The organism is Bergeyella cardium (assembly GCF_003614945.1).
Lineage (GTDB): Bacteria > Bacteroidota > Bacteroidia > Flavobacteriales > Weeksellaceae > Bergeyella_A > Bergeyella_A cardium.
The window spans coordinates 1,280,219-1,302,367 of the sequence record NZ_QYCZ01000001.1 but is presented as its reverse complement, the minus strand read 5'-3'; the positions used below and the strand labels follow the sequence as shown (position 1 = coordinate 1,302,367).

Sequence of the window (22,149 nt, the reverse complement as noted above, 5' to 3'; positions counted from 1 at the left end):
TTTTGTTAAGTGTCAATAGGTGGTAAGCAGTAGGCTTTTGGCTATTAGCTAATTTTTATAAGTTTTGCAAATTTTAGGAGGAGGTTTTTCTCATCATTTCCTTCGAAGAGGATTTTGGCTTTTATATTTTGAGGGTCTGTACCGTCAAGGAGGAGAACTTCGCCTATACCAAATCTGTCGTGCCTTACTCGGTCTCCTACCTCAATATTTTGAGTAGAGCCTCCTGCTGGGTTATTGATTTGTGCTTTGGCAATAGGATTTAGTCGCTTAGGCGCAGGCATAGGACTTTCTTTTTTAAGGTTAAGAGGTTTCTTAGGTTCAATCTTTTTAAAACTTCTTGGAGTAGGTGGAGTATCATCAAAAATATCAGATTTTAAGCCAGAGCGGTTGATGACTTTCCTCTCAGCAGTGGGGTTTATGAAGTCTATAAACCGAGTATCTACCTCGCTTATGAATCGGCTTGGTTCGCAATCAGTAATTTTTCCCCACTGGAAACGAGATATAGCGTAGGTGAAGAATGCCTGCTTCTCGGCTCTGGTGAGGGCTACATAGAATAGGCGGCGCTCTTCTTCTAATTCCTCCCGTGTAGAGGTACTGAGAAAACTCGGAAAGAGATTTTCTTCTAAACCTACGAGATGCACAACAGGAAATTCCAACCCTTTAGAGAGGTGGATGGTCATTAGGGAAACTTTATCCTCATCATCGTCTTCTTTTTTATCTTGATCGGTAGAGAGGGCTATATTTTCCAAGAAATTGGAGAGCGAGGCATCGCCGTCTTCTAACTGAAGCTGTTCGTCTATGAAGCCTTGCATTGAATTCATTATCTCTTGGATATTTTCTACTCGAGAGATGCCTTCTGGCGTTTGGTCTTCCTTCAGGATTTTGATGAGCCCGCTTCGTTTGGCAACTTCCATAGCTACGGTGTAGGCATTTTCGGTTTTTAGCATTACTCGGAATGCTTGAATCATTGACCAAAAATCTCCCAGTTTATTTAGCGTAGTATTGTTTATTTTGAGCTGTGGAGCATAATGAGAGAGCTTGTTCAGCACTTGAGAGAGTGGTTGATTAATAGAATCTGCAAAGACGATGAGCTTATTCTGAGTAGTCTCTCCGATGCCTCTGCCTGGGTAGTTGATGATTCTTAGCAGTGCCTCATTATCATTTTCATTCACCAAAAGGCGGAGGTAGGCTATTAAATCCTTCACCTCTTTTCTTTGATAGAAAGACAGTCCGCCATATACCCGATAGGGAATATTCTTCTTCCTCAGGGCATCTTCGAGAGCGCGGGTTTGGGAGTTGGTTCTATAGAGTATGGCGAAATCTCCATACTGTCTCTGTTCTTGGTTGTGAAGGTTCCAGATATTGGTTGCTACGAAGTTTGCCTCATCAGCATCGGAGAGGGCGCGGTATATTTTTATTTTATCACCAACTTCATTGTCACTAAAAACATTTTTCGGGAACTGCTCAATATTGTTGGCGATAACGGCATTTGCTGCTCCTACTATATTTTGTGTAGATCGGTAGTTCTGCTCCAGAGATACTGTTATTGCATCGGGATAGTCTTTTTTAAAGTTGAGAATGTTTTGAATATTTGCTCCTCGAAAGGAGTAGATAGATTGGGCATCATCGCCCACCACGCAGAGGTTTTCAAACTTCGAGGCAAGAGCTTTTACGATGAGGTATTGCGAGTGGTTCGTATCCTGATACTCATCTACGAGAATGTATCGGAACCTGTCCTGATACTTCGCGAGCACTTCGGGAAATCTCGTAAGTAATTCATTTGTTCTTAGCAGGAGGTCATCAAAGTCCATAGCACCATTTCTGAAACAAGCCTCTACATACCTTTTATATATCTCACCGATATGTTTCATATTGGCTTGTGCATCGGCTTCTATCAGTTCAGGGTTATTGAAATAAGCCCTTACTGTAATGAGGTTGTTTTTATAGGTGGAGATTCTGGACTGTACTTTCTTTGGTTTATAGAAATCGGGATCTATATTCATTTCTTTGATGACTTTTTTCAGTACATTGAGAGAGTCCTGAGTATCGTAGATGGTAAAGTTGGATGGAAAGCCGAGGTGATGAGCCTCTATTCTAAGTATCCTTGCAAATACTGAGTGGAAGGTTCCCATCCAAATACTTTTAGCATCGCTAATGCCTACTACTTTCGCAATTCGATCTTTCATCTCTCGAGCAGCTTTATTGGTAAAGGTAAGCGCCAGTATATTGAAAGGATCTACCCCATTGGTGATGAGGTGGGCAATGCGCATTGTGAGCACACGAGTCTTCCCAGACCCCGCCCCTGCCAAGACCATTAGAGGTCCATTAAGGGTAGTTACAGCTTCGTATTGATTTTCATTGAGCCCTTTCAAGTAGTCTTCCATCACTAAAAAATTTAATTTGCAAATATATTACAGAGGTAAGCAGTAAGCAATAGTCCATAAGTAGACTAACCACACACATACCGCCTACTGCCTAAAGCAAAAAAGGCTGTCTTTATTGCAAAGACAGCCTTTTTTATTGGTAAAAACCTGTCAGGGTACCCCGATAGGATAATTGCCTGCCTTGCTAAAGGCTTCCCATAAGGGAACAGGATAAAAAACCACTTTTTGGAGGGAGATAAGTCCGTCAGCTGGTAGCTGGCTAATAGCCAGAAGCCAAAAGCTAGAAGCCAACTATTGGTATCGGCGGTGTTCTTTGGGTTTTGAGAAGCGGTTGATGAGGGGTTTTATAAGGGCTTTGTACTTCTCGATATCGAAGACTTGGGAGTCCGTGAGTGCTTTGTAGGAAAGCCAGATGCTGAACCCAAAGAGTACGATATTAGGAATCCACGCGGCAGCATAAGGGTCTAGCTCACCTTTCCAAGTGAGGTTTTCTACGGAGATATTCAGTGTGTGTAGAATGAGGTAAATGATAATGGAGATGACGACAGGGAGCCCCATCCCCCCTTTCCTAATGATAGAACCGAGGCTGGCACCAATCATAAACAAAATAATACAGGTACAGGAGTAGGCGAGAATCCTCTGCTGGTAGAGAATCATTTTATTTCGCTCTTTTACTGCATCCATAGCGAGTTCTTCCTTAAATGCAAGCTCAGCTTTCAGGTATTTTATCTTGTCATATGCTGCGTGGAGCGCCTCTATTTTTTTCTCCTTTTTTAGGGTATCTATCTTGTATTGAGGTTCTATTTTCTTGCCTTTGAAATCCCGTTTATCGAGGTATTCTATATAGTTATTTGCATTTGAGGTGAGGGTAGTGCCCAAATCCTTAAAGGTGGAGGCATCGTTTTTCTTGCCTTTATCGATGAGGGTATCGATGCCCAAGTAGGAATTAAACCTGTAATCTTCGGTAATCTGCTCCTTTTCCATAGCCTGCTCTACCAGCTCGGTAATGTCTAAATAGGATACCATTGTATCAAACTTAATCGACTGGTTGGGCTGTTTTAGCCTTTCGGAATCGGTTTTATTTCTGAATTTATCTTCAAAGATATATCCATTGTAGAGGGTGAGTTTGAGGTAATTTTTATTCTCCTTAGCCTTTACAATCTCTCCTTTTTTAGCGATGATGGACTGCTGGTCGTCATACATCCCAGCGGTTTTATGAATGAAAATTCCCTCGATATACTCGCCGTTTTCGCCATAGATTTTATCAAACTTCATTGAATACCCAGGGATTTGATTGATGAAATGCCCAGGGATAAAGTTGAGTGCAGGGCGAGCCGTCGTAATATTATACATCATATTCTTAGCCTTGCGCTGAGAGTAGGGGCTTATATTATTCTGAAAGAGAAATAATATGACGGAAAGGATGAGGCTAACGATGAAGAGTGGTGCCATAATCCGTGCAAGAGAGATTCCCGCAGCCTTCATTGCAGCGAGTTCGTAGCGCTCACCAAACTCTCCAAATGCCATAATAGACGCCAGAAGAATGGTGAGCGGAAGCACCATCGCCACTACGGTAGCCCCAGCGTAGAGCATAAACTTCATAATTTCGAAATAGGTAAGCCCTTTGCCCACGATTTCGCTGAGCTGTATCCAGAGGATATTCACTACGAAGAGGAATGCCAGAATGCTAAATATAAAAAGGAAAGGACCGAAAAAAGTCTTGATGATATACCTATCGAGAATCTTCATAGAGGGCAGAAAGAGGAGCCTTAGAGCTCAGTAATGATATAGTTTTTGTAATTCGCTTTTTTAAAGGTGAAAGTATCGGCGCTCAGGTTTTGGTTCGCCTTATACTCTTGGATGCTAATCCTTGCAAAAGAATTATCGGTAGAGGTCTGGTCTATCCTCAGAATTTGATTCTGTTTGGTATCTATATAGATATTCACTTCCTTTATTCCATTGCTTTTAATCGGTGTTAGCTTTATCTGCTCGGTGCTTTTACCTTCTATGGTCTTTTTGCCTGCGTAGGTAGTGTTATATTCCTTTTTATAGGAGTTCAGGTAGTTGGTAGGGGAGAACATCATCTCGCTACCATTGGCTTTTGCTATGGTTACTTCCTGGTCTTCACTGCTGATGTTATAGACTTTATTACCGTCAAAAATCTGCTCTATACCCATTATTTTGAGCCTATGTTGGGTTGGGGTAGTGTAGAAAGTTCCTGTTTCGGTTTTGGTTATTTTTCCTTTTTGCCCACTCCCATAGCTGAATTTAAAGAAAGTATTTTTATTTGCCTTGTATTTTTTAGCTACGGCATCTAATATTTGGGTAGATTTAGCATCTGCTTTCTGAGCATAGATGAAAGCAGTACTTGTGATAATGCAGATAAGTCTGAGTAGTTTTTTCATTTTATTTTAATTGTTTAATTATTTTCTGAATTGCTCCAAATGTTGTTCCAGAGTATTTAAATCGGTGATGAGCACTTCGCGTGGCTTTGCACCGTTGAAGCTCCCTACAATACCTGATGCTTCCAGCTGATCCATAATCCGCCCTGCTCTGTTGTACCCGAGTTTCAGTTGCCTTTGGAGCATAGAAGTAGAGCCTTGCTGAGTAGAGACAATGATTCTTGCTGCTTCTTCAAACATTGCATCTTTTTCATTCGGGTCAAAGCCTCCTGCTGAGCTTCCATTTTCCTCAGAAGTATATTCTGGAAGGAGGAATGCTGAGGGATAACCTTTTTGCTCACCAATGAAATCTGCGATTTTTTCTACCTCTGGGGTATCTACAAAGGCGCATTGCAATCTTAGGATTTCGCTACCATTAAAGAAGAGCATATCCCCTTTACCTACCAGCTGTTCTGCCCCTGGCGAATCCAGAATTGTTCGGGAATCTACACTTGAAATTACTCTGAAAGCTACACGGGCAGGGAAGTTGGCTTTTATCATCCCTGTAATCACATTTACGGAAGGTCTTTGCGTTGCTACGATGAGGTGTATGCCCACTGCTCTGGCAAGCTGTGCAAGTCTGGCGATAGGGTGCTCCACTTCTTTTCCTGCGGTCATTATAAGGTCTGCAAATTCATCAACTACCAAGACGATATACGGCAGGTATCTGTGTCCATTCTCTGGGTTCAGCTGTCGCTCGGAGAATTTTTTATTATACTCTTTTATATTTCGGCAGAAAGCGGATTTCAGGAGCTCATACCGAGTATCCATCTCAATACAGAGGGAGTTGAGGGTATTAATTACTTTATTGGTATCGGTGATGATGGCTTCCTCTGCATCTGGGAGCTTTGCCAAATAGTGTCTTTCAATTTTGGAATAAAGGGTGAGTTCTACTTTTTTTGGGTCTACCATTACGAATTTAAGCTCGCTCGGATGTTTTTTGTAGAGCAGAGAGGTGAGTATGGCATTAATCCCTACGGATTTTCCTTGCCCAGTAGCTCCTGCCATTAGGAGGTGTGGCATCTTGGCGAGGTCTGCCATAAAGATTTCATTGGAAATGGTTTTCCCAAAGACGATAGGCAGTTCCATATCAGTGTTTTCAAACTTTGATGAGGCGATTACACTGCGCATAGAGACCATAGAGGTTTTTTGTCTCGGAACTTCTATCCCGATAGTCCCTTTACCAGGCATTGGTGCTATGATACGAATTCCTGCTGCCGAGAGATTTAAAGCGATATCATCTTGTAATCTCTTAATGGTAGATACTCGGATGCCCGCTTCCGGAACGATTTCGTAGAGGGTAACGGTAGGGCCAATCGTTGCTTTTATCTGGGCAATCCCGATGTTGAAGTTTCGGAGGAGACCTACAATTCGGTTTTTATTCTCTTCCAACTCCTCTTTGTTGATGGAGATTTCCTCATTACCATAATTTTTCAAGAAATCAATGCTCGGAAATTGGAAGTTTGGGAGTTCTAATTTATGGTCATAAAGTCCGTATTCTTCTACTAATTGTTTAGATTTCTGCTGTATATCGGTGAGGTCTTCGTCTTTGGGTTTTGCTATTTCTATTTCAAAGTCTAAATCATCTTTCTCGCTTTTGGGTGTTTCAGGTGGGAGTAAAGGCTTTGCAGGAGTGGCTGGAATCAGCTCTTCCGAATTAAAGGTTATCTCTGTGGAGTCCTTAGCTTTTTCTTCTAATGCTGCAGGTGAATCTTTTACACTCTTGATTTCAGGGCTTATACTTATCTCTGGTGTAGTATCGATTTCAATCTCTGTGGAGCTGCTTACGGTAATATTATCAAAATCATCATTGGTTGTGTTCTCCATTGGTTCTGCTTCGGTTTCATCGTCATCAAAGGAGGGGAGGAGGCTTTGCGCTTTGTCTTTAATGGAATAAAATCTCGCTTTTATCGCTTCTGGGCGGAGGTTAAATTCTAAAATAAAGTAAAGCAAAATACTACTGGTAATCACTACCCACAGCCCGAAAGTCCCAATAATTGCATTGAGGTATTCCATTATCTGATAGCCATAAACGCCGCTTATTGCGCCTTGTCCTTTGCTTATCGCTCCAGTGAATATCGGTAGCCAGCAGATGAAAAATAATGAATGCCCGAGGGTTTTCCAAGGTTTGAAGTATTTCTTTTTGAGGATAATCAGCCCGAATACGAAGAACAGAAAAGCGATGATAAAGGCAGCAATTCCTATGCTTTGAAAGATGAAGAAATTCCCCAGCCAATCGCCCATTTTGCCAAAGAGGTTGGAGGATTGTATGGACTTGTCCAGCATAGTACCCGCTTGGCTTTGGTCGGCTTTCCAGTTTTTAAGATAAGAGATGAAAGAGAGCGCAAGTACAAATGAGAATATGATAAAAGATATCCCAAAAAATATCCTTGTTTTAGAGAGTAATTTACCTTGTTTTGAGGTATTGGTTTGGTTTTTCTGCGTGTTTTTGTCCATAATCTGATGGGCAAATTTAGATAAAAATTAGTTGCAATAAAATAAGGACAAGAGAAATTCTTATCCTTATTTGCCTTTGAGACTTTGTTCTATTGTTTTAGAAAATCATTCTCCCGAGAAGGTAGGTAAGCCCTGCGATAAGTGCGCTTACGGGTATCGTCATAATCCATGCCCAGAGGAGGCTTACGGTAATTCCCCACCGCACTGCGGAGACTCTCTTAGTGAGCCCCACTCCAATGATAGACCCCGTGATGGTATGCGTAGTAGAAACCGGGATACCAAAATGGTCGGTTAAGAACAGGGTGATAGACCCCGCCGTTTCGGAGCTTACACCCTCTAATGGGGTTACTTTTGTGATTTTCGTACCCATTGTTTTTACGATTTTCCATCCGCCGCTCATCGTTCCGAGTCCTATTGCTATAAACGATGTAATCGGTACCCAAGTGTAGTGCTCGGCGAAGTATTTAAACCTGTCGGGAGCATCGATATAGGCTACATCATTAATGTTCAAATGGTGGTAGATGACCGCTGCACCTATAATCCCCATTACCTTTTGGGCGTCGTTTAGCCCGTGCCCTAAGCTGAGCAGTGCAGAGGAGGCCAGCTGGCATTTTTTGAAAATTTTCTCCGCCTTGTGAGGGTTTGAATTTTTAGAAATATAAATAATAATAGAAGTGATGGTAATCGAGATAAAAGCACCCAGCACGGGAGCCATAAAGATAAACAGAAAGATTGGGATTACTTTGCTGTACTTCACTACGCTCTGCTGGCTCACTTTGTCCATCGTGGCAGAGATGCTGTCCCACAGGCTAAGGTCTGGCTGTGCCTGTACAATTTCGTTGTAGTCTAGGATAAAGGCGTGCATCAGTGCGGCACCGAGAAAACCACCGATTAGGGTGTGAGAGGACGATGAGGGAATCCCAAACCACCAAGTGAGCAAGTTCCAGAATATCGCGGCGATAAGCCCACTGAAAATCACTTCAAGGGTGATGAAATTTTCGTTTACCGTCTTGGCAATCGTATTTCCGATTTTAAACTCACCGATGATGTAGTAGGCGATGAAAAAGGCGGCGAAGTTCCAAAGTGCTGCCCATACTACGGCTTGGAAAGGCGAGAGAACTTTGGTAGAAACCACCGTGGCGATTGAGTTTGCTGCATCGTGGAAGCCATTGATGTAATCAAACAACAGGGCGAGAACGATGATGACGACCAGTAATACGGGTAAATCCATTTCCTATGCGTATTTAATGATGATATTCTCCAAAATATTGGCTACATCTTCCGCCTTGTCGGTTACGCCTTCTAAGTAGTCCAGCACCGAATTTACTTTTATCACCCGTATAGGGTCGTTCGTTTCAAAGAGGTTTACCAATGCTTTGCTCAGCACATCATCGGCAAGGTTCTCGTAGGAGTTTATTTTGCTGCAAGACTCCTTTACTCCTGCGGGGTTTTTGAAGTCTTTAAGGTTTTTTACCGCGTTCTGAATTTCCAGGCACGCCTTGTATATCAGCAAAGAAAACTCCGCGTATTCCTTCGTCTCAGGGGTTTTGTAGAGAAAGAGGTACTTCGCGGAGGCATACATATAGTCGGCAATATCGTCCATACTATTGCTGAGCATAGAGATATCTTCCCTGTCAAACGGTGTGATGAAATTCTGCCCGAGCTCTACGAAAATCTGATGCGTGAGGTCGTCATTTTTATGTTCAAAATCACTGATTTTTTGGAGGAAAATCTCATTATTTTGGTCAAATTCCAATATCCCTTCGTGGAAGAATTTAGACATCTCTACGAGGTTTTGGGCTACTTTATCAAAAAGTACGAAGAACACCTTGTCTTTGGGTTGGAAAGCCTTGAAAATATTACTTAGTCCCATTATTTGTTTTTATTAAAATTCGGCTACAAATATGTAAAATAAGTTTCGTATACAGAAAAAATGGGGATTAATTTTTACTAACATCTCTTTATTTAAAGCGGGTTTAAAGTATCAATCCCCCTGAAAAACAGTTCTTATTGGGTTTATCGCTTTTCGCAGGTTCTCAGAAATCGTTTATTTTAGGATTTGATATATTTTCGTCTTCTTTTTTGCGAAATATTCAATAAAATGATGAAATCATTTGTTCTTTGGTCTTGCGCAGTTTGCGCCATTGCACGGAAGTACTTCCGAGATGCGTTTCAGTTTGCGCCAGACCTCCGAAGCACTTCCGAGAGGCATTTCAGAACTGCGCAAGACTTCGGAAGCACTTCTTTTTTGCATTTCAGAACTGCGCAAGACCTCCGTAACACTTCCGAGAGGTATTTCAGAGCTGCGCAAGACCTACGGAAGCCTTCCGATGAGCATTTCAGAACTGCGCAAGACCTACGGAAGAGATTTTAAATAAAGCCTTTCTCCGCCTTAGTCTATGGCTAAAATGATTATCTTTGCCCGCAGTTTCAGGGGGAAGTTTTCCATTCTTCTACCCAAGAAAACGGCATTAAACCTATTAAAAATAAAAGATAAATGACCAGGAAAACGATTGCTTTAGCCATTATAGCCAGTGTTTTATACATCGTAGGATTTCTTTCGTCTTATCCTTATTTACTGGATTTTGAGAACCCCAATACCCCGCCCACAGGCGCCCTGAGATCGGTAGTAGAATATGAGCTAATGTTTTTATCCTTCCTCTCGTTCTGTATTTTTTTACTGAGCAAGACTAAGGTTTTAAGGGGGTTGAGCTATGTGCTTTTGCTTTTTCTCAGCCTTAATTTTATGCTCTCGGCATCGTGCTTCTTTATCTATAAGCAGGGGTTTAATGTGGGGATGACCATCAGTATCTTAGAGACCAATGTCTCCGAAAGTTTGAGTATGGTACGCACCTTAATCTATCCTATCTCAGCGAGTTTGGTTTTTTACATCATCCTACTGATGCTCTTCCGCAGTGGGGTAAAGGATAAGGAAAACCTCTCACCGAAATTCAGAAAATATACTGTGTTCTTCTCCCTGCTCTGGCTCGTGATGCCTTATGCTTATTCCCTCAAGCATACCTATATTAAGAATAAGGGAGGGGGAGTGATGATTAAAAATACCTTCTATCATCTGTCCGATTTTCTAAGAGCGAATAACCTGAAAAAAGAACTGGAAGAGGTGAAAAATGCCAAGGTAGATTATCAGCTTAGCCGTACAGATACCGAGCCTGTGGAGACCATCGTAGTCCTCGTAGGAGAGTCGCAAAGGAGGCAGAATATGTCGCTCTACGGCTACGAAAAAGATACTACCCCCGCCGAGCTCGCCGAGAAAGCCAATATGCTCCTCTACCAAAACGCTTATGCACCTGCAGCGATTACCAACCTCGCCGTACCTATCGCCCTTAGTAATATCAATATACAGCACTACGGAAGAGGGGTAAAACAGCTCAGCGATAACATCCTGAATGTAGCCAACCACCTCGGCTATGCTACCTACTGGTACAGCACGCAGGGAGGGGCGCAGGGCATTACTGCTATTGCCAGCTTTGCTAAGGAAAAGAAGTATATTAATGGCTATGATGAAGCCCTACTCCCCCCTCTGAAACAAATCTTAAAACAAGGAGCAAACAAAAAGAAACTCATCGTGCTCCACATTAATGGGAGCCACCCCTATTGCTGTGATAAATATCCTCCAAAAGAAGCCGTATGGCAAGGCGGAATAGATGAATGCTATGACAACTCCATACGATACACCGATAAGATTATCGGGCAAATCTTCCACCTGCTGAAAGACCAAAATGCAAGTCTCGTTTATCTCTCCGACCACGGACAGATTAAAGAAAAAGATACCTATAAACACGGTGATTATAAAGAAGCCGTACAAGTGCCGCTCTTTATTTGGTACTCTGCTTCCGTTCATACAAAGAATAGAGGAGAAATCATCTCCGAAACTACCCCTACTTCGGTAGTCTATCCAAAAGTTCTCGAGCTTATGGGCGTTAAAAATCCTAAAACCATAAATAATGCAGGTAAATACCTCAAACTCGACCTCCAAACCATAGACTACAAAAACCTGAAATAGAAACTTGAACTTAGTATATTTGCTCTAAATTTTTAAATAATGATAGATAGTTTTAATATACGAGTCTATGCCCTCTGTATAAAGGACGAGAAAATCCTTATCTTAAATGAAGAATATGCAGGCAAATACCTTACAAAGCTCCCAGGTGGGGGACTTGAATTTGGCGAAGGTACCCTCGAATGCCTCCAAAGAGAGCTCGCCGAAGAGCTTAATCTCAGCATAAAATCAGCAGAGCATTTCTATACTCAGGAGGATTTTCTGGTATCCAGGTTTAAGGATAATGAGCAGCTCCTTACCATTTATTACAAAGTAGAACTGGAAAACGATGAAGATTTGCTCGTAATGGATCCGTGTATAGAGCAGGTCGTATGGCACCCAATAGCCGATGGAAATCCTTTTGACCTACCGATTGATAAAATTGTATATGAAAAACTCGTAAGTGAGAGGGAATACTAAAGCCGAGAAAGGTCTCGGCTTTGGTTTTAGTATCCTAAAAGTTTGAGAACTTCTTCGGGTTTTTGCTCTTCACGGAAGACGGTATAGGTAAAGTTCCCCTCCTCATCGGTATCTATAAGGATGTGCTTGGGCTGAGGCATCAGGCAGTGATGCACTCCACCATAGCCGCTAATCGTCTCTTGGTACGCTCCCGTATGGAAAAACCCGATGTAGAGTGGCTTGGTATCGTTATAAGTTGGGAGGTAGATGGCGTTAATGTGCTGTTCAGAGTTATAATAATCATCCGAATCGCAGGTAAGCCCACCGAGGAATACCCTTTCATAAGTATCTTCCCAGCGGTTCAGGGGGAGCATAATGAAGTGCCGAGAGATGGCCCAAGTATCGGGTAGGGTGGTCATAAATGAGGAGTCTATCATATTCCACTTTTCCCTGTCGTTTTGTCTTTTCTGAGCGATGATTTTATAGAGGTGCCCCCCGCTTTCGCCTACAGTAAAGCTCCCGAATTCGGTATAGATGTTCGGTTCTTCTACGCCTTCTTCTTCGCAGAATTTCTTTATCTGAAACACGATTTCATTAATCATATACTGATAATCGTAGTCAAAGTTCAGCGATGTTTTTATCGGTAGCCCACCTCCGATGTTTAGGGAATCTACTTCTGGTGCTACTTTTTTGAGCCTTGCGTAGACTCTCAGGCATTTGTAGAGCTCGTTCCAATAGTAAGCCGTGTCTTTAATCCCCGTATTGATGAAGAAATGTAACATTTTAAGCCTTGCACTTGGGTGGTCGGCTATTTTTTGGCTGTAGTAGGGGATGATGTCTTTGTAACCAATCCCCAATCGAGAGGTATAGAACTCAAATTTTGGTTCTTCCTCAGAGGCAATACGAATCCCGATATCAAAAGTAGTGTCTATACTTTCGGTGAGCTTTTCCAGCTCTCGGTAGTTGTCCAAGATTGGGATAATGTTTTCAAACCCTTGATTGATGGCATCGGCAATTTTATTGAGGTAGTCATCGGTTTTAAATCCATTGCAGATAACCTCCATATTTTTATCAAACTTCCCTTCTTCGTACAGAGATTTCACGATGTCCATATCATACGCCGATGAGGTTTCAATAGAAATATCATTCTTCAAGGCTTCATCTAATACAAATTTGAAGTGGCTGGATTTGGTACAATAGCAGTATCGGTAGCTTTTTGTGTATTCATTTCGCTCGAAGGCTTCCTTAAACCAAGTTTTTGTCTTCTGTATGTTCAGCGATATTTTGGGGATATAGTTAAACTTCAGTGGCGTACCAAACTTTTCCACCAGCTCCATTAGTGGGATGTTGTGAAATTTCAGGTTGTTTTCCTCTACATTAAACTCCTCCGTAGGGAAGTAGAGCGTTTGGTCGATAAGCTCAGAATACTTTATTTTCATTTTCTAATTAAGGTAATTAAGTCGGTCATTTAATATCGGCTGCAAATTTGCTAAAAAAATTGATAGCAAGGAGGGAGGTACTGCCTCTTTTTTCATTTTATAAATAAAAGCACGCCCAGCGGAGGAGGCATTGCCTTTTTTTTAGAGGTATCGTTTCTTTTATTAGGAGGCATCGCCTCTTTTTTATTTAATAATTAAGTGGAGTAAAGGCGTCGTTTCCGTATTATCCAGACTATAAAGAGGAGTATCACCGCACTGAAAGTCATCATCCCAAAAATATTTTTCATCATCGTGAAAATACTCCCGAATTGAACCACCATTGGGGAGAGTTCGTCGTAGCTTTTAAGTCCGATAAAGGTGCAGAGGTTTTCAGAATAATCAAAAAAGCTGGTGAGCAGCGGTAGATAGCTTAGGATTTTTAGCCATTTGCTTTCTGCGGAGAGCTGTTGCAACAGCCTGCTGATAATCCAAGTATAGGCTAAGGCAAAAAGCGCTGGGTAAAACGCATCGAGAAAGAGCTGAGGGAAGAGGTAATAGCTGCGCCCCTCGCTTCCTAAGGCGGTGTATAGCGCTTCTACTTCGTTTAGTGTATAGCCTTTTGGTCTCATATCTAATATAGGCAAGCCCTGTGAAAGCATTTGCAGATGAGGGATGCTCACTACAATCATCAATAAATACACCGCATTGGCAAGTAGAAATGCTATCCATATCTGGCGATTTTTCATCGGTGCGAATACTATTTTTTTCATAGTGATTTATTAAAAAAAAGAGGCAAAGCCTCTAAGTAATAAAGGAGGCAATGTCTCCCCCCTTTAATGGTATTTTAAATTCATTTTGGGTTTTATTTTAAGAAGGGTTTCGTAGATGAGTTGGATTACATTCTGAACATCTTCTTTAGAGACCATTTCTACTGTGGTGTGCATATACCTTAGGGGGAGTGAGATGAGGGCACTGGGTACGCCGCCGTTGGAGTGTGCAAAGGCATCAGTGTCTGTACCTGTGGAGCGGCTTGCAGCGGCTCTTTGGTAGGGAATGTTTTTCTCCTTAGCGGTGTTTATAATCAGCTCCCGAATGTTGTGATGCACACTTGGTGCAAAGAATACCACAGGACCGTTGCCACATTTTTGGTCGCCTTCTTTTTTCTTATCAATCATCGGTGTGGTAGTATCGTGGGTTACATCGGTTACGATGGCGATATTGGGTTTTATGGTGTCGGCAATCATATCTGCACCGTATAGCCCCACTTCTTCTTGTACGGAATTGGTAATGTAGAGTCCGAAAGGGAGTTTCTTTTTGTTCTCTTTTAGCAGGCGGGCTACTTCGGCTATCATAAAACCACCGATTCGGTTGTCCAGCGCACGGCATACGAAGTATTTATCGTTCATTTCAAAGAACTCATCTGGGTAGGTTATCATACAGCCCACATAGATTCCGAGGCTTTCTACTTCTTCTTTGGAAGAAGCACCGCAGTCTATAAAGATATTTTCAATTTTTGGGGTGGGTTCGTCTTTGCTTCCTATTCGTGTGTGTATGGCTGGCCAGCCAAAAACGCCTTTTACGATTCCTTTTTCTCCGTGTATATTTACCACTTTGGAGGGAGCAATGGCTTGGTCGGAGCCCCCGTTTCGTATTACATAAATGAGCCCATCATCTGTGATATAATTCACATACCAAGAGATTTCATCTGCGTGTGCTTCTATCACTACTTTGAAGTCTGCATTTGGGTTTATAATCCCGTAGCAGGTACCGTAGTGATCTACTTCTATGGTATCTACATAGGGCTTTATGTAGTCCATCCATACTTTTTGTCCATTGCGTTCGTAGCCTGTAGGAGAGGCAGTATTCAGATAGTTTTTTAGAAATTCTAATGATTTTTCATTTGTATTCATAAGAAAGGAATGGTTTTTGTGTCGTTGGAAAATTCAAGGCGTAAAAGTAATGAATATTAATAAATATACGAGCATTTTCTTCCTTTTTATAAGTATTTGGGCTTATTCTCAGGATGATAATACAGCGGTAACGGTGAAGTCTCTAAGCCAGTATCCACAGGATAAGATAAAAGTAGATGAGCACGGTAACCGCTATTATTATGATGAAGCTCAAAAGGCCAAAATTTATGAAATAGATGGAGAAACGGTCGTGGTTTTAGATGAATTAGTCCTTCTCAATAAGCCTAGATTTAATAATCAGCTCGACAAAAATTATTATTTCTTTATCAATAAAAAACTCAGCAGGGTGTATCCACTCTTTCTAGAAGCGCTTGACCAATATCGTGATTTAGAACACAAATTAGAACAATACAAAGGTCGCGAACGCAGGCAGTATATAAGAAATAAGCAAAATGAGCTCGCCTCTCAGTACGAAACTAAATTAAGGGAGCTCACCACTTCCGAAGGGCAGATTTTTGCCAAGCTAATGCACAGGGCAACCGGAAAAACCGTATATGAAATTATAAAGGAGCTTAGAGGAGGCTGGAGCGCTTTCTGGTGGAATGTAAAAGGAAATGCAGTAGATGTATACATAAAAGAGCCGTATGACCCGCACAGGTTCAGGGCTGATGAGTTTTTAGAAAACCTTCTCCAGAGCAGTTGGAATTTTGGCTATCTAAAGCCTTACGAAGGTTATCAGGACTTTAAAATTGCAAGAGGTAATTAGTTTTCGATTTTCCATATAATTGTATTTTTCCCAGCAGTAGGCTTTCCTATTGCTGGGGTTTTTATTTTTGCGAAGTCTGTGCTAATCCTTACATTTGTTCCCTTAATTTTTGAAAATAAATAGGATTATATAATGAAAAACTTTGTAGAAGAACTGCGCTGGCGAGGGATGATTCAGGATATAATGCCTGAAACTGAAGAACACCTTATGGAAGGGCTTCGTTCGGCATATATAGGATTTGACCCTACTGCGGATTCATTGCATATTGGGAATTTGGTTGGGATAATGATGCTAAAACACTTCCAGAATTGCGGACATAAGCCGTATGCCCTTGTGGGTGGTGCTACGGGGATGATTGGCGACCCCTCTGGTAAGTCGGCTGAGAGAAATCTCCTGACTGAGGAAATGCTCGCACAATACATTATGGGCATTAAAAAACAACTCTCAAAGTTTCTCGATTTTGATAGTGATGCTCCTAATGCTGCCGAGCTCGTTAATAATTACGATTGGATGAAAGGCTTCTCCTTCCTCTCTTTCATCCGTGATGTGGGCAAGCACATTACTGTAAATTATATGATGGCAAAAGACTCCGTAAAGAAACGATTTGACCCCAATGAAAACACCGATGGAATGTCCTTCACCGAGTTTTCTTATCAATTGATTCAGGGCTATGATTTCCTCCATCTCTACAAAGAAAAGCAGTGTACGCTCCAGATGGGCGGCTCCGACCAATGGGGGAATATCACTACGGGTACGGAGATGATTAGGCGTATCTCTGGCGGTAAGGCGTATGCAATGACCTGCCCGCTCATCACGAAGGCAGACGGCACCAAGTTCGGAAAAAGCGAGGGAGGGAATATCTGGCTAGACCCTGAGAAAACCTCACCCTATAAGTTCTATCAGTATTGGCTCAATACCTCAGATGCCGATGCCGAGCGCTACATCAAAATCTTTACAATGCTCGCGAAAGATGAGATTTCTGCTCTCGTAGAGGAGCATTCTCAGGCGCCGCACCTCAGAATTTTGCAGAAGAGGCTCGCACAGGAAATCACCACTCTTGTGCATTCTCGAGCGGACTGGGAGAATGCCGTAAAGGCATCAGAAATCCTCTTCGGAGGGGCTGCCTCTCAGGAAATAAAAACATTGGCGCCACGAACTTTCCTTGAAATCTTTGAGGGCGTACCTCAGAAAGAAATCAGCCGCGAAGAGGTCTTGGGCACTGGCATCGTAGAGCTGCTCTCCGAAAAAACAGGCTTCCTCAAATCCAAAAGCGAAGCGCAAAGAGAGCTGAAAGGCAATTCCATCTCGGTAAATAAAGAGAAGGTGGCAGATTCATTTGTAGCTCGAGAGGAGGATTTCATTGCGGGAAGCTATCTCCTCCTCCAAAAAGGAAAGAAAAATTATTTTATCATTAGAATAATCTAATTACGATTTTAATTAATAGTTATCAAACTCCTTCTTAATATTTTTCCTTATTCAGGGAAGTATTGGGAAGGAGTTTTTCTATTTTTTCAAACTATATCGGTAGGTTTATATTTCCTATGGGGTTTCCAACTTTTTGCTTCACTGATGGCTAAAATAGAAAAAGGAGAAATAAATCGATAGTTTTTAGTGTAGATTTATTGAAAATGAAGTTGGAGTAGGAAATAAATACTGTTGAATAAATTTAAAATAGTATATTTTATAGGTGGTTCATTGGTTTTTAATAAAAATATGGGCTAATCAGGTTTTATTGCATTAATTTTATTAATTTGATTTGTAGGTTTTTATATTTAAACCTAAAATGAAATGGGAAAAACTTAGGCTAAAAATTTGAGCTATCAATATTTTTTTACATATTTGGGAATTCAAAACCCATATTATAATTATAGGTATGATACATAAAAAAGATATGAGAATAAAAGTATTGAGTGCCGGTGTTTGGTTTTTCTTAGGACAGACGATGATTATGGCACAGACGAAGAAAACCGACTCTACGAAAGTGACGAGCATAGATGAAGTAGTAGTAGTAGCGTACGGTAAACAAAAGAAAGAAGCGATAGTAGGTGCAGTATCCTCCGTTGATAGTAAGACCCTTAAGACGCAACAAGCAACCAATATTGGTACAGCATTGCAGGGCTCTACAGCGGGGGTTAATATTTATAATACCTCCGGTCAGCCAGGTTCATCGCCATCTATCTACATTCGCGGGGTAGGCTCTATGTCTGCGAGTACTTATCCGCTGATTATATTAGATGGAGTGCCGTTTAACGGTAACCTGAGCAGCATACCGCAAGACCAGATAGAATCTATGACGGTGCTGAAAGATGCTGCATCATCTGCACTCTATGGTTCCAGGGCGGCGAATGGGGTGATTGTAATCACGACTAAAAATGGGAGGCTAAACGCTAAGCCTTCATTTAATCTCACTTCATTGGTAGGGGTATCCTCACCGGGGGTGAAACTTCATAAGCTCCTCGGTGCAGAAGACTTTATGAAATACACTTGGCAGGCGCTTAGAAACAGCCAGCTCTATACTTATGATGCACAGGGTAATCTTACCATAGGAAACAGTGCTGCGGCGGGTCAGTACGCATCTGATAATTTAATAACCACTCTTGGCTATAACCCTTATAATGTAGCTCGACCGATAGATGAAAATGGTAATGTGGTAAATGGAGCAGGTCTTCGATGGGATACCAATTGGGAAGATGCTGTACTTAATAAAGCAGCATTTAAACAGGAGCATCGTTTTGATGTGAGTGGTGGTAGTGCCAATACACGATACTTCTTTGCAACAGATTACCTGAAAATGGACGGTATGGTGAGGTCATCAAACTTTGAAAGAGTAGGCGTAAGGATGAATATGGACTCCAAATTGAAACCTTGGCTTAATGCAGGGCTCAGAACCGCATTTAATGCTTCCAATGAAAATATTCCTACTCAATCAGGATATGAAGGTGGTATGGCTTGGATTTACAGAATGCCAAACATCTACCCAATCTATAAAATGGATGCAAATGGGCAGCCTCTAAGAGATGCACAGGGACATCCTATTCTTGACTATGGTAATGGTACAGGCATTAATTCTAAAAGACCATCAACTGTAGGAAATAATGATAATATATTGGGAGATCTTAAATATGATAAAACCCTTATAAGAAGGTACAATACCCTCGTAAATGGGTATATGGAAGCTACACTTGCTCCTTATCTTACCTTTAAATCTCAACTCGGTTATGAGTTTTATATCTATGACTCTTACAGCTACAGCAACAACCGATATGGATATGTAGCTGCAACAAGTAAAGGAAGTATTACCCAGGTGAGAAATATCAATCAGACGATTAACTTTACCAATAGCTTAAACTATAACCAGTCCTTTGGAGAACATAACCTCAATGGGCAAGGGATATTCGAGGTATATCAATATACTTATGAGCCATTCTCTGCTACAGCCACTGGTTTCTTAACAGGTGTAGATGTACTCGATGGTGCAAGTGTGAAGAAATCTATTACAGGGAATTTCTATCGTGAAAGATTGGTTTCGTATTTGGGAAGGCTCTCTTATAACTATGGAGGTAAGTATTTCCTCGAAGGCTCTTTCCGTACCGATGGCTCAACCCGATTTAGCAAAAATACCAGATGGGGACTCTTCTACTCCGGAGGATTCTCTTGGGTAATCTCCAAAGAAAACTTCTTGAAAGACTCTAAGAATATCAATAACCTTAAACTAAGAGCTTCTTATGGAGAATTGGGGAATAATAAGACAGATTCTTACTTCCCATACATCACACTCTACAATGCAGGATATAACCAGGGAGAAAATCCGGGGGTAGTTTTAGGAGGAGTATCTGATAGAGATTTGCGTTGGGAGAAAACAGCAACGGTAAATGCAGGACTTGATTTTGCTATTCTAAAAAAAAGGATAAATGGTAGTGTAGAATACTTCGAGAGGAGCTCTGTAGATTTGATTTACGCGAAACCGTTACCAGGCTCTACAGGGAATAAATCCATAGTAACCAATATTGCAAGTTTAAAAAACTATGGCTGGGAAGCAAACCTCAATACGGTAAATGTGGAATCTGATAATTTTACTTGGAACTCAAACTTTAATATTTCATTCGTTAAAAATAAAATCACAAAATTCCCACAAAAAGAATTGCTAACGGGAACTAAGAGATGGGAAGAAGGTCGCTCTTTATACGATTTCTTCCTTCCAGAATGGGCAGGTGTAAATCCTGATACAGGTCTTGCTCAGTGGTATATTAATGATGCAAACGGTAACAGAGTAACCACTACCGATTACAACGAAGCAAATAAGAAAGAGAACAGAATCTATAAAGGGTCTTCTCTACCAGACTTCACGGGTGGCTTTACCAACTATTTTAAGTATAAAAATTTAGACTTGAATATCCTGTTTAATTTTAGCTTTGGTAGTTATATTTATGACTATACTTATGCGGGGTTAATGTCTGGTTTAGCAGCTGTTAGACAGCAGTCAGAGGATATTAAAAATGCTTGGACTCCTGATAATAGATATACTGATGTACCAGCACTTTTATATGGAACTCAGGATGCGAATAAAAATGCCGCAAGCTATTCTACGAGATTCTTATTCAAGAATAATTACATAAGACTAAAATCCTTAACTCTTGGATATAACTTACCCAAAGAAATGCTTGAAGGTATAGGTGCAAAAAGCCTTAGATTCTTTGTACAGGCAGATAACCTTTGGACTTGGCAAAGTCATAAAGGTATAGACCCAGAGCAGGGAGTTTCTGGTACTACCGACGATAGAACCCCGTCTTTCAAGACGATTTCTGCAGGATTTACACTTGGTTTTTAATTTAAAATTTAATCGAAATGAAAATAACGAAATATATTATAGGACTATTAGCAGTGGCGATGACTCTGCAATCGTGTAGAGAAGAATATCTTAATGAACCACAGCCAAGAGATGCCGTTATCGAGGAAACTGTATATAGCACAGTGGAAAATGCTATGGCACATATTACTGGAACTTTAAGGCTGATGAGAGCGAGTTTCTATGATGATGCTTACTACTTGGCATATACCAATCTGGCGTCTGTTTATTATGCGAGAACAGTAAAGGGGAATGACTTTATTCTAAACAGTACAGACTTCTTTACCCGAGATTATAATTATACGGGTATAGATGCTATTAATGCTCGCCCTACTTTTACCTGGGATTATTTTTATCAGTTGATTAATCAGACTAATGCTCTTGTAAATGGTATTTCTAAAAGTACAACAATAACAGAAGCTGAGAAGAAACCTCTTCTTGCTCAGGCATTGGCTATGCGGGCTCTTTTCTATTTTGAGCTGAGTATGGAGTTTCAGACTACTTATTCCTACGATACTTCCCTCTTTGCTCCTCCTATTTATAAAGAAGCGAATACTACCCAAGGCTTACCGATGAGTAGCCAAAAGGAAATGTATGACTTTATCGTTTCTGATATAGAGAAAGCTATTGACTACGGTAGCTATGACAGAATAGATAAATCCTACTTTAATAAGCAAGTAGCTTATGCTATTGCTGCAAGAATATACCAAGTAATGGCAGGAAATACTAAAAATGCTGCTTATTGGACTAAGGCAAGAGACTATGCTAAGCTCGCCTATAATTCTAATATAGTCACTGCTTTGGATGCGGATGCGTATGCATTAGGTTTTGACTCTGCTACTGAGAATAAAGAATGGATTTTAGGGATTATACAGAAACCTGACCAAACCGTTACTTGGAAAACGGCTCCGAGTAGCTTCCTTGCAAGCCCTTGGTACGATACAGCTTGGGCAAATGAGAGTTTTGTGGCTCAATTTGCAGATGGAGATGTTAGGAAACTTTTCTATGATTACAATTTCTATGGAACTACAAAACAGAGAACCAGTAAGTTTACTTACTCAGATGCTGTAGATGTAACCCTTATCCGTACAGCAGAAATGATACTCATAGAAGCAGAGGCAGAGTATAATTTAGGAAATGAGTCTACAGCTCATGCACTCCTTTTCCAATTGCAGAAAAACAGATACCCGAATGCAGTACAATCTTCCAATACGGGAGCAGCACTCTTAGAAGAGATTCTTTTAGAAAGAAGAAAAGAGCTCTATGCAGAGATGGGAGTAGAGTGGTATGATGCTAAACGACTCCAAAGAGGGATTACAAGAGATGCTAACCATCCTACGGCACTCACACTTCAACCGAATGATAAGAAATTCTATCTGGATATTCCACAGTCAGAAATTAATGCAAATGATAATATTCCAAATAATATAAACGATAGAAGGAAGAAGTAATAATAAAGCTGTCTCGT

The 22,149-nt window shown here is 41.1% G+C and carries 16 protein-coding genes; 7 read left to right on the top strand and 9 right to left on the bottom strand.

All coding sequences use genetic code 11. The features are described 5' to 3' along the window. Window positions 1–44 precede the first annotated feature (44 nt). From D8991_RS05920 to D8991_RS05895, 6 genes are all read right to left on the bottom strand, one after another. Window positions 45–2,384 (bottom strand): ATP-dependent helicase, encoded by a 2,340-nt coding sequence (locus tag D8991_RS05920; protein WP_120489229.1) that lies wholly within the window; start codon window positions 2,382–2,384, stop codon window positions 45–47. A gap of 291 nt (window positions 2,385–2,675) precedes the next feature. Beyond that, window positions 2,676–4,133, bottom strand: a complete 1,458-nt coding sequence (locus tag D8991_RS05915) for an LptF/LptG family permease (protein ID WP_120489228.1) — start codon at window positions 4,131–4,133, stop codon at window positions 2,676–2,678. A 20-nt stretch (window positions 4,134–4,153) separates the two neighbouring features. Then, window positions 4,154–4,789, bottom strand: coding sequence for a LolA family protein (locus D8991_RS05910; RefSeq protein WP_120489227.1), 636 nt, complete (start codon window positions 4,787–4,789; stop codon window positions 4,154–4,156). 18 nt (window positions 4,790–4,807) lie between these two features. Further along, the gene (locus tag D8991_RS05905; RefSeq protein WP_120489226.1) at window positions 4,808–7,282 is read right to left on the bottom strand and encodes an FtsK/SpoIIIE family DNA translocase; all 2,475 of its coding nucleotides are present in this window, start codon (window positions 7,280–7,282) and stop codon (window positions 4,808–4,810) included. A 97-nt stretch (window positions 7,283–7,379) separates the two neighbouring features. Then, window positions 7,380–8,513, bottom strand: coding sequence for an inorganic phosphate transporter (locus D8991_RS05900; protein ID WP_120489225.1), 1,134 nt, complete (start codon window positions 8,511–8,513; stop codon window positions 7,380–7,382). A gap of 3 nt (window positions 8,514–8,516) precedes the next feature. Further along, window positions 8,517–9,155, bottom strand: a complete 639-nt coding sequence (locus D8991_RS05895) for a DUF47 domain-containing protein (protein WP_120489224.1) — start codon at window positions 9,153–9,155, stop codon at window positions 8,517–8,519. Window positions 9,156–9,383: 228 nt separating this feature from the next. Here D8991_RS05895 and D8991_RS05890 point away from each other — a divergent pair, with 228 nt between their 5' ends. The 3 genes from D8991_RS05890 (at window position 9,384) to D8991_RS05880 (ending at window position 11,762) form a co-directional block, all read left to right on the top strand. Then, window positions 9,384–9,656, top strand: coding sequence for a hypothetical protein (locus tag D8991_RS05890; protein WP_162926736.1), 273 nt, complete (start codon window positions 9,384–9,386; stop codon window positions 9,654–9,656). Window positions 9,657–9,779: 123 nt separating this feature from the next. Continuing rightward, window positions 9,780–11,306, top strand: coding sequence for a phosphoethanolamine transferase (locus D8991_RS05885; RefSeq protein ID WP_245957192.1), 1,527 nt, complete (start codon window positions 9,780–9,782; stop codon window positions 11,304–11,306). Window positions 11,307–11,345: 39 nt separating this feature from the next. After that, the gene (locus tag D8991_RS05880; protein ID WP_120489222.1) at window positions 11,346–11,762 is read left to right on the top strand and encodes an NUDIX domain-containing protein; all 417 of its coding nucleotides are present in this window, start codon (window positions 11,346–11,348) and stop codon (window positions 11,760–11,762) included. Between the two features lie 26 nt (window positions 11,763–11,788). Here D8991_RS05880 and D8991_RS05875 read toward each other — a convergent pair whose 3' ends face one another. From D8991_RS05875 to D8991_RS05865, 3 genes are all read right to left on the bottom strand, one after another. Beyond that, a complete protein-coding gene (locus D8991_RS05875) occupies window positions 11,789–13,180 on the bottom strand; it encodes a type III PLP-dependent enzyme domain-containing protein (protein ID WP_120489221.1) in 1,392 nt (463 codons plus the stop codon). Window positions 13,181–13,374: 194 nt separating this feature from the next. Further along, a complete protein-coding gene (locus D8991_RS05870; protein WP_120489220.1) occupies window positions 13,375–13,929 on the bottom strand; it encodes a hypothetical protein in 555 nt (184 codons plus the stop codon). Between the two features lie 63 nt (window positions 13,930–13,992). Then, window positions 13,993–15,069 carry a M42 family metallopeptidase gene (locus tag D8991_RS05865; RefSeq protein WP_120489219.1) on the bottom strand — a complete coding sequence of 359 codons (1,077 nt, stop codon included), beginning with the start codon at window positions 15,067–15,069 and terminating at the stop codon, window positions 13,993–13,995. A 49-nt stretch (window positions 15,070–15,118) separates the two neighbouring features. On the opposite strand from D8991_RS05865, the gene D8991_RS05860 reads away from it, so the two are divergent. The 4 genes from D8991_RS05860 (at window position 15,119) to D8991_RS05845 (ending at window position 22,132) form a co-directional block, all read left to right on the top strand. Continuing rightward, window positions 15,119–15,835 (top strand): DUF4294 domain-containing protein, encoded by a 717-nt coding sequence (locus D8991_RS05860; RefSeq protein WP_120489218.1) that lies wholly within the window; start codon window positions 15,119–15,121, stop codon window positions 15,833–15,835. 132 nt (window positions 15,836–15,967) lie between these two features. Further along, the gene (gene tyrS, locus D8991_RS05855; RefSeq protein WP_120489217.1) at window positions 15,968–17,260 is read left to right on the top strand and encodes a tyrosine--tRNA ligase; all 1,293 of its coding nucleotides are present in this window, start codon (window positions 15,968–15,970) and stop codon (window positions 17,258–17,260) included. A 448-nt stretch (window positions 17,261–17,708) separates the two neighbouring features. Further along, window positions 17,709–20,663 carry a SusC/RagA family TonB-linked outer membrane protein gene (locus D8991_RS05850; RefSeq protein ID WP_245957191.1) on the top strand — a complete coding sequence of 985 codons (2,955 nt, stop codon included), beginning with the start codon at window positions 17,709–17,711 and terminating at the stop codon, window positions 20,661–20,663. 17 nt (window positions 20,664–20,680) lie between these two features. Continuing rightward, window positions 20,681–22,132 carry a RagB/SusD family nutrient uptake outer membrane protein gene (locus D8991_RS05845; RefSeq protein WP_120489216.1) on the top strand — a complete coding sequence of 484 codons (1,452 nt, stop codon included), beginning with the start codon at window positions 20,681–20,683 and terminating at the stop codon, window positions 22,130–22,132. Window positions 22,133–22,149: the final 17 nt, after the last annotated feature.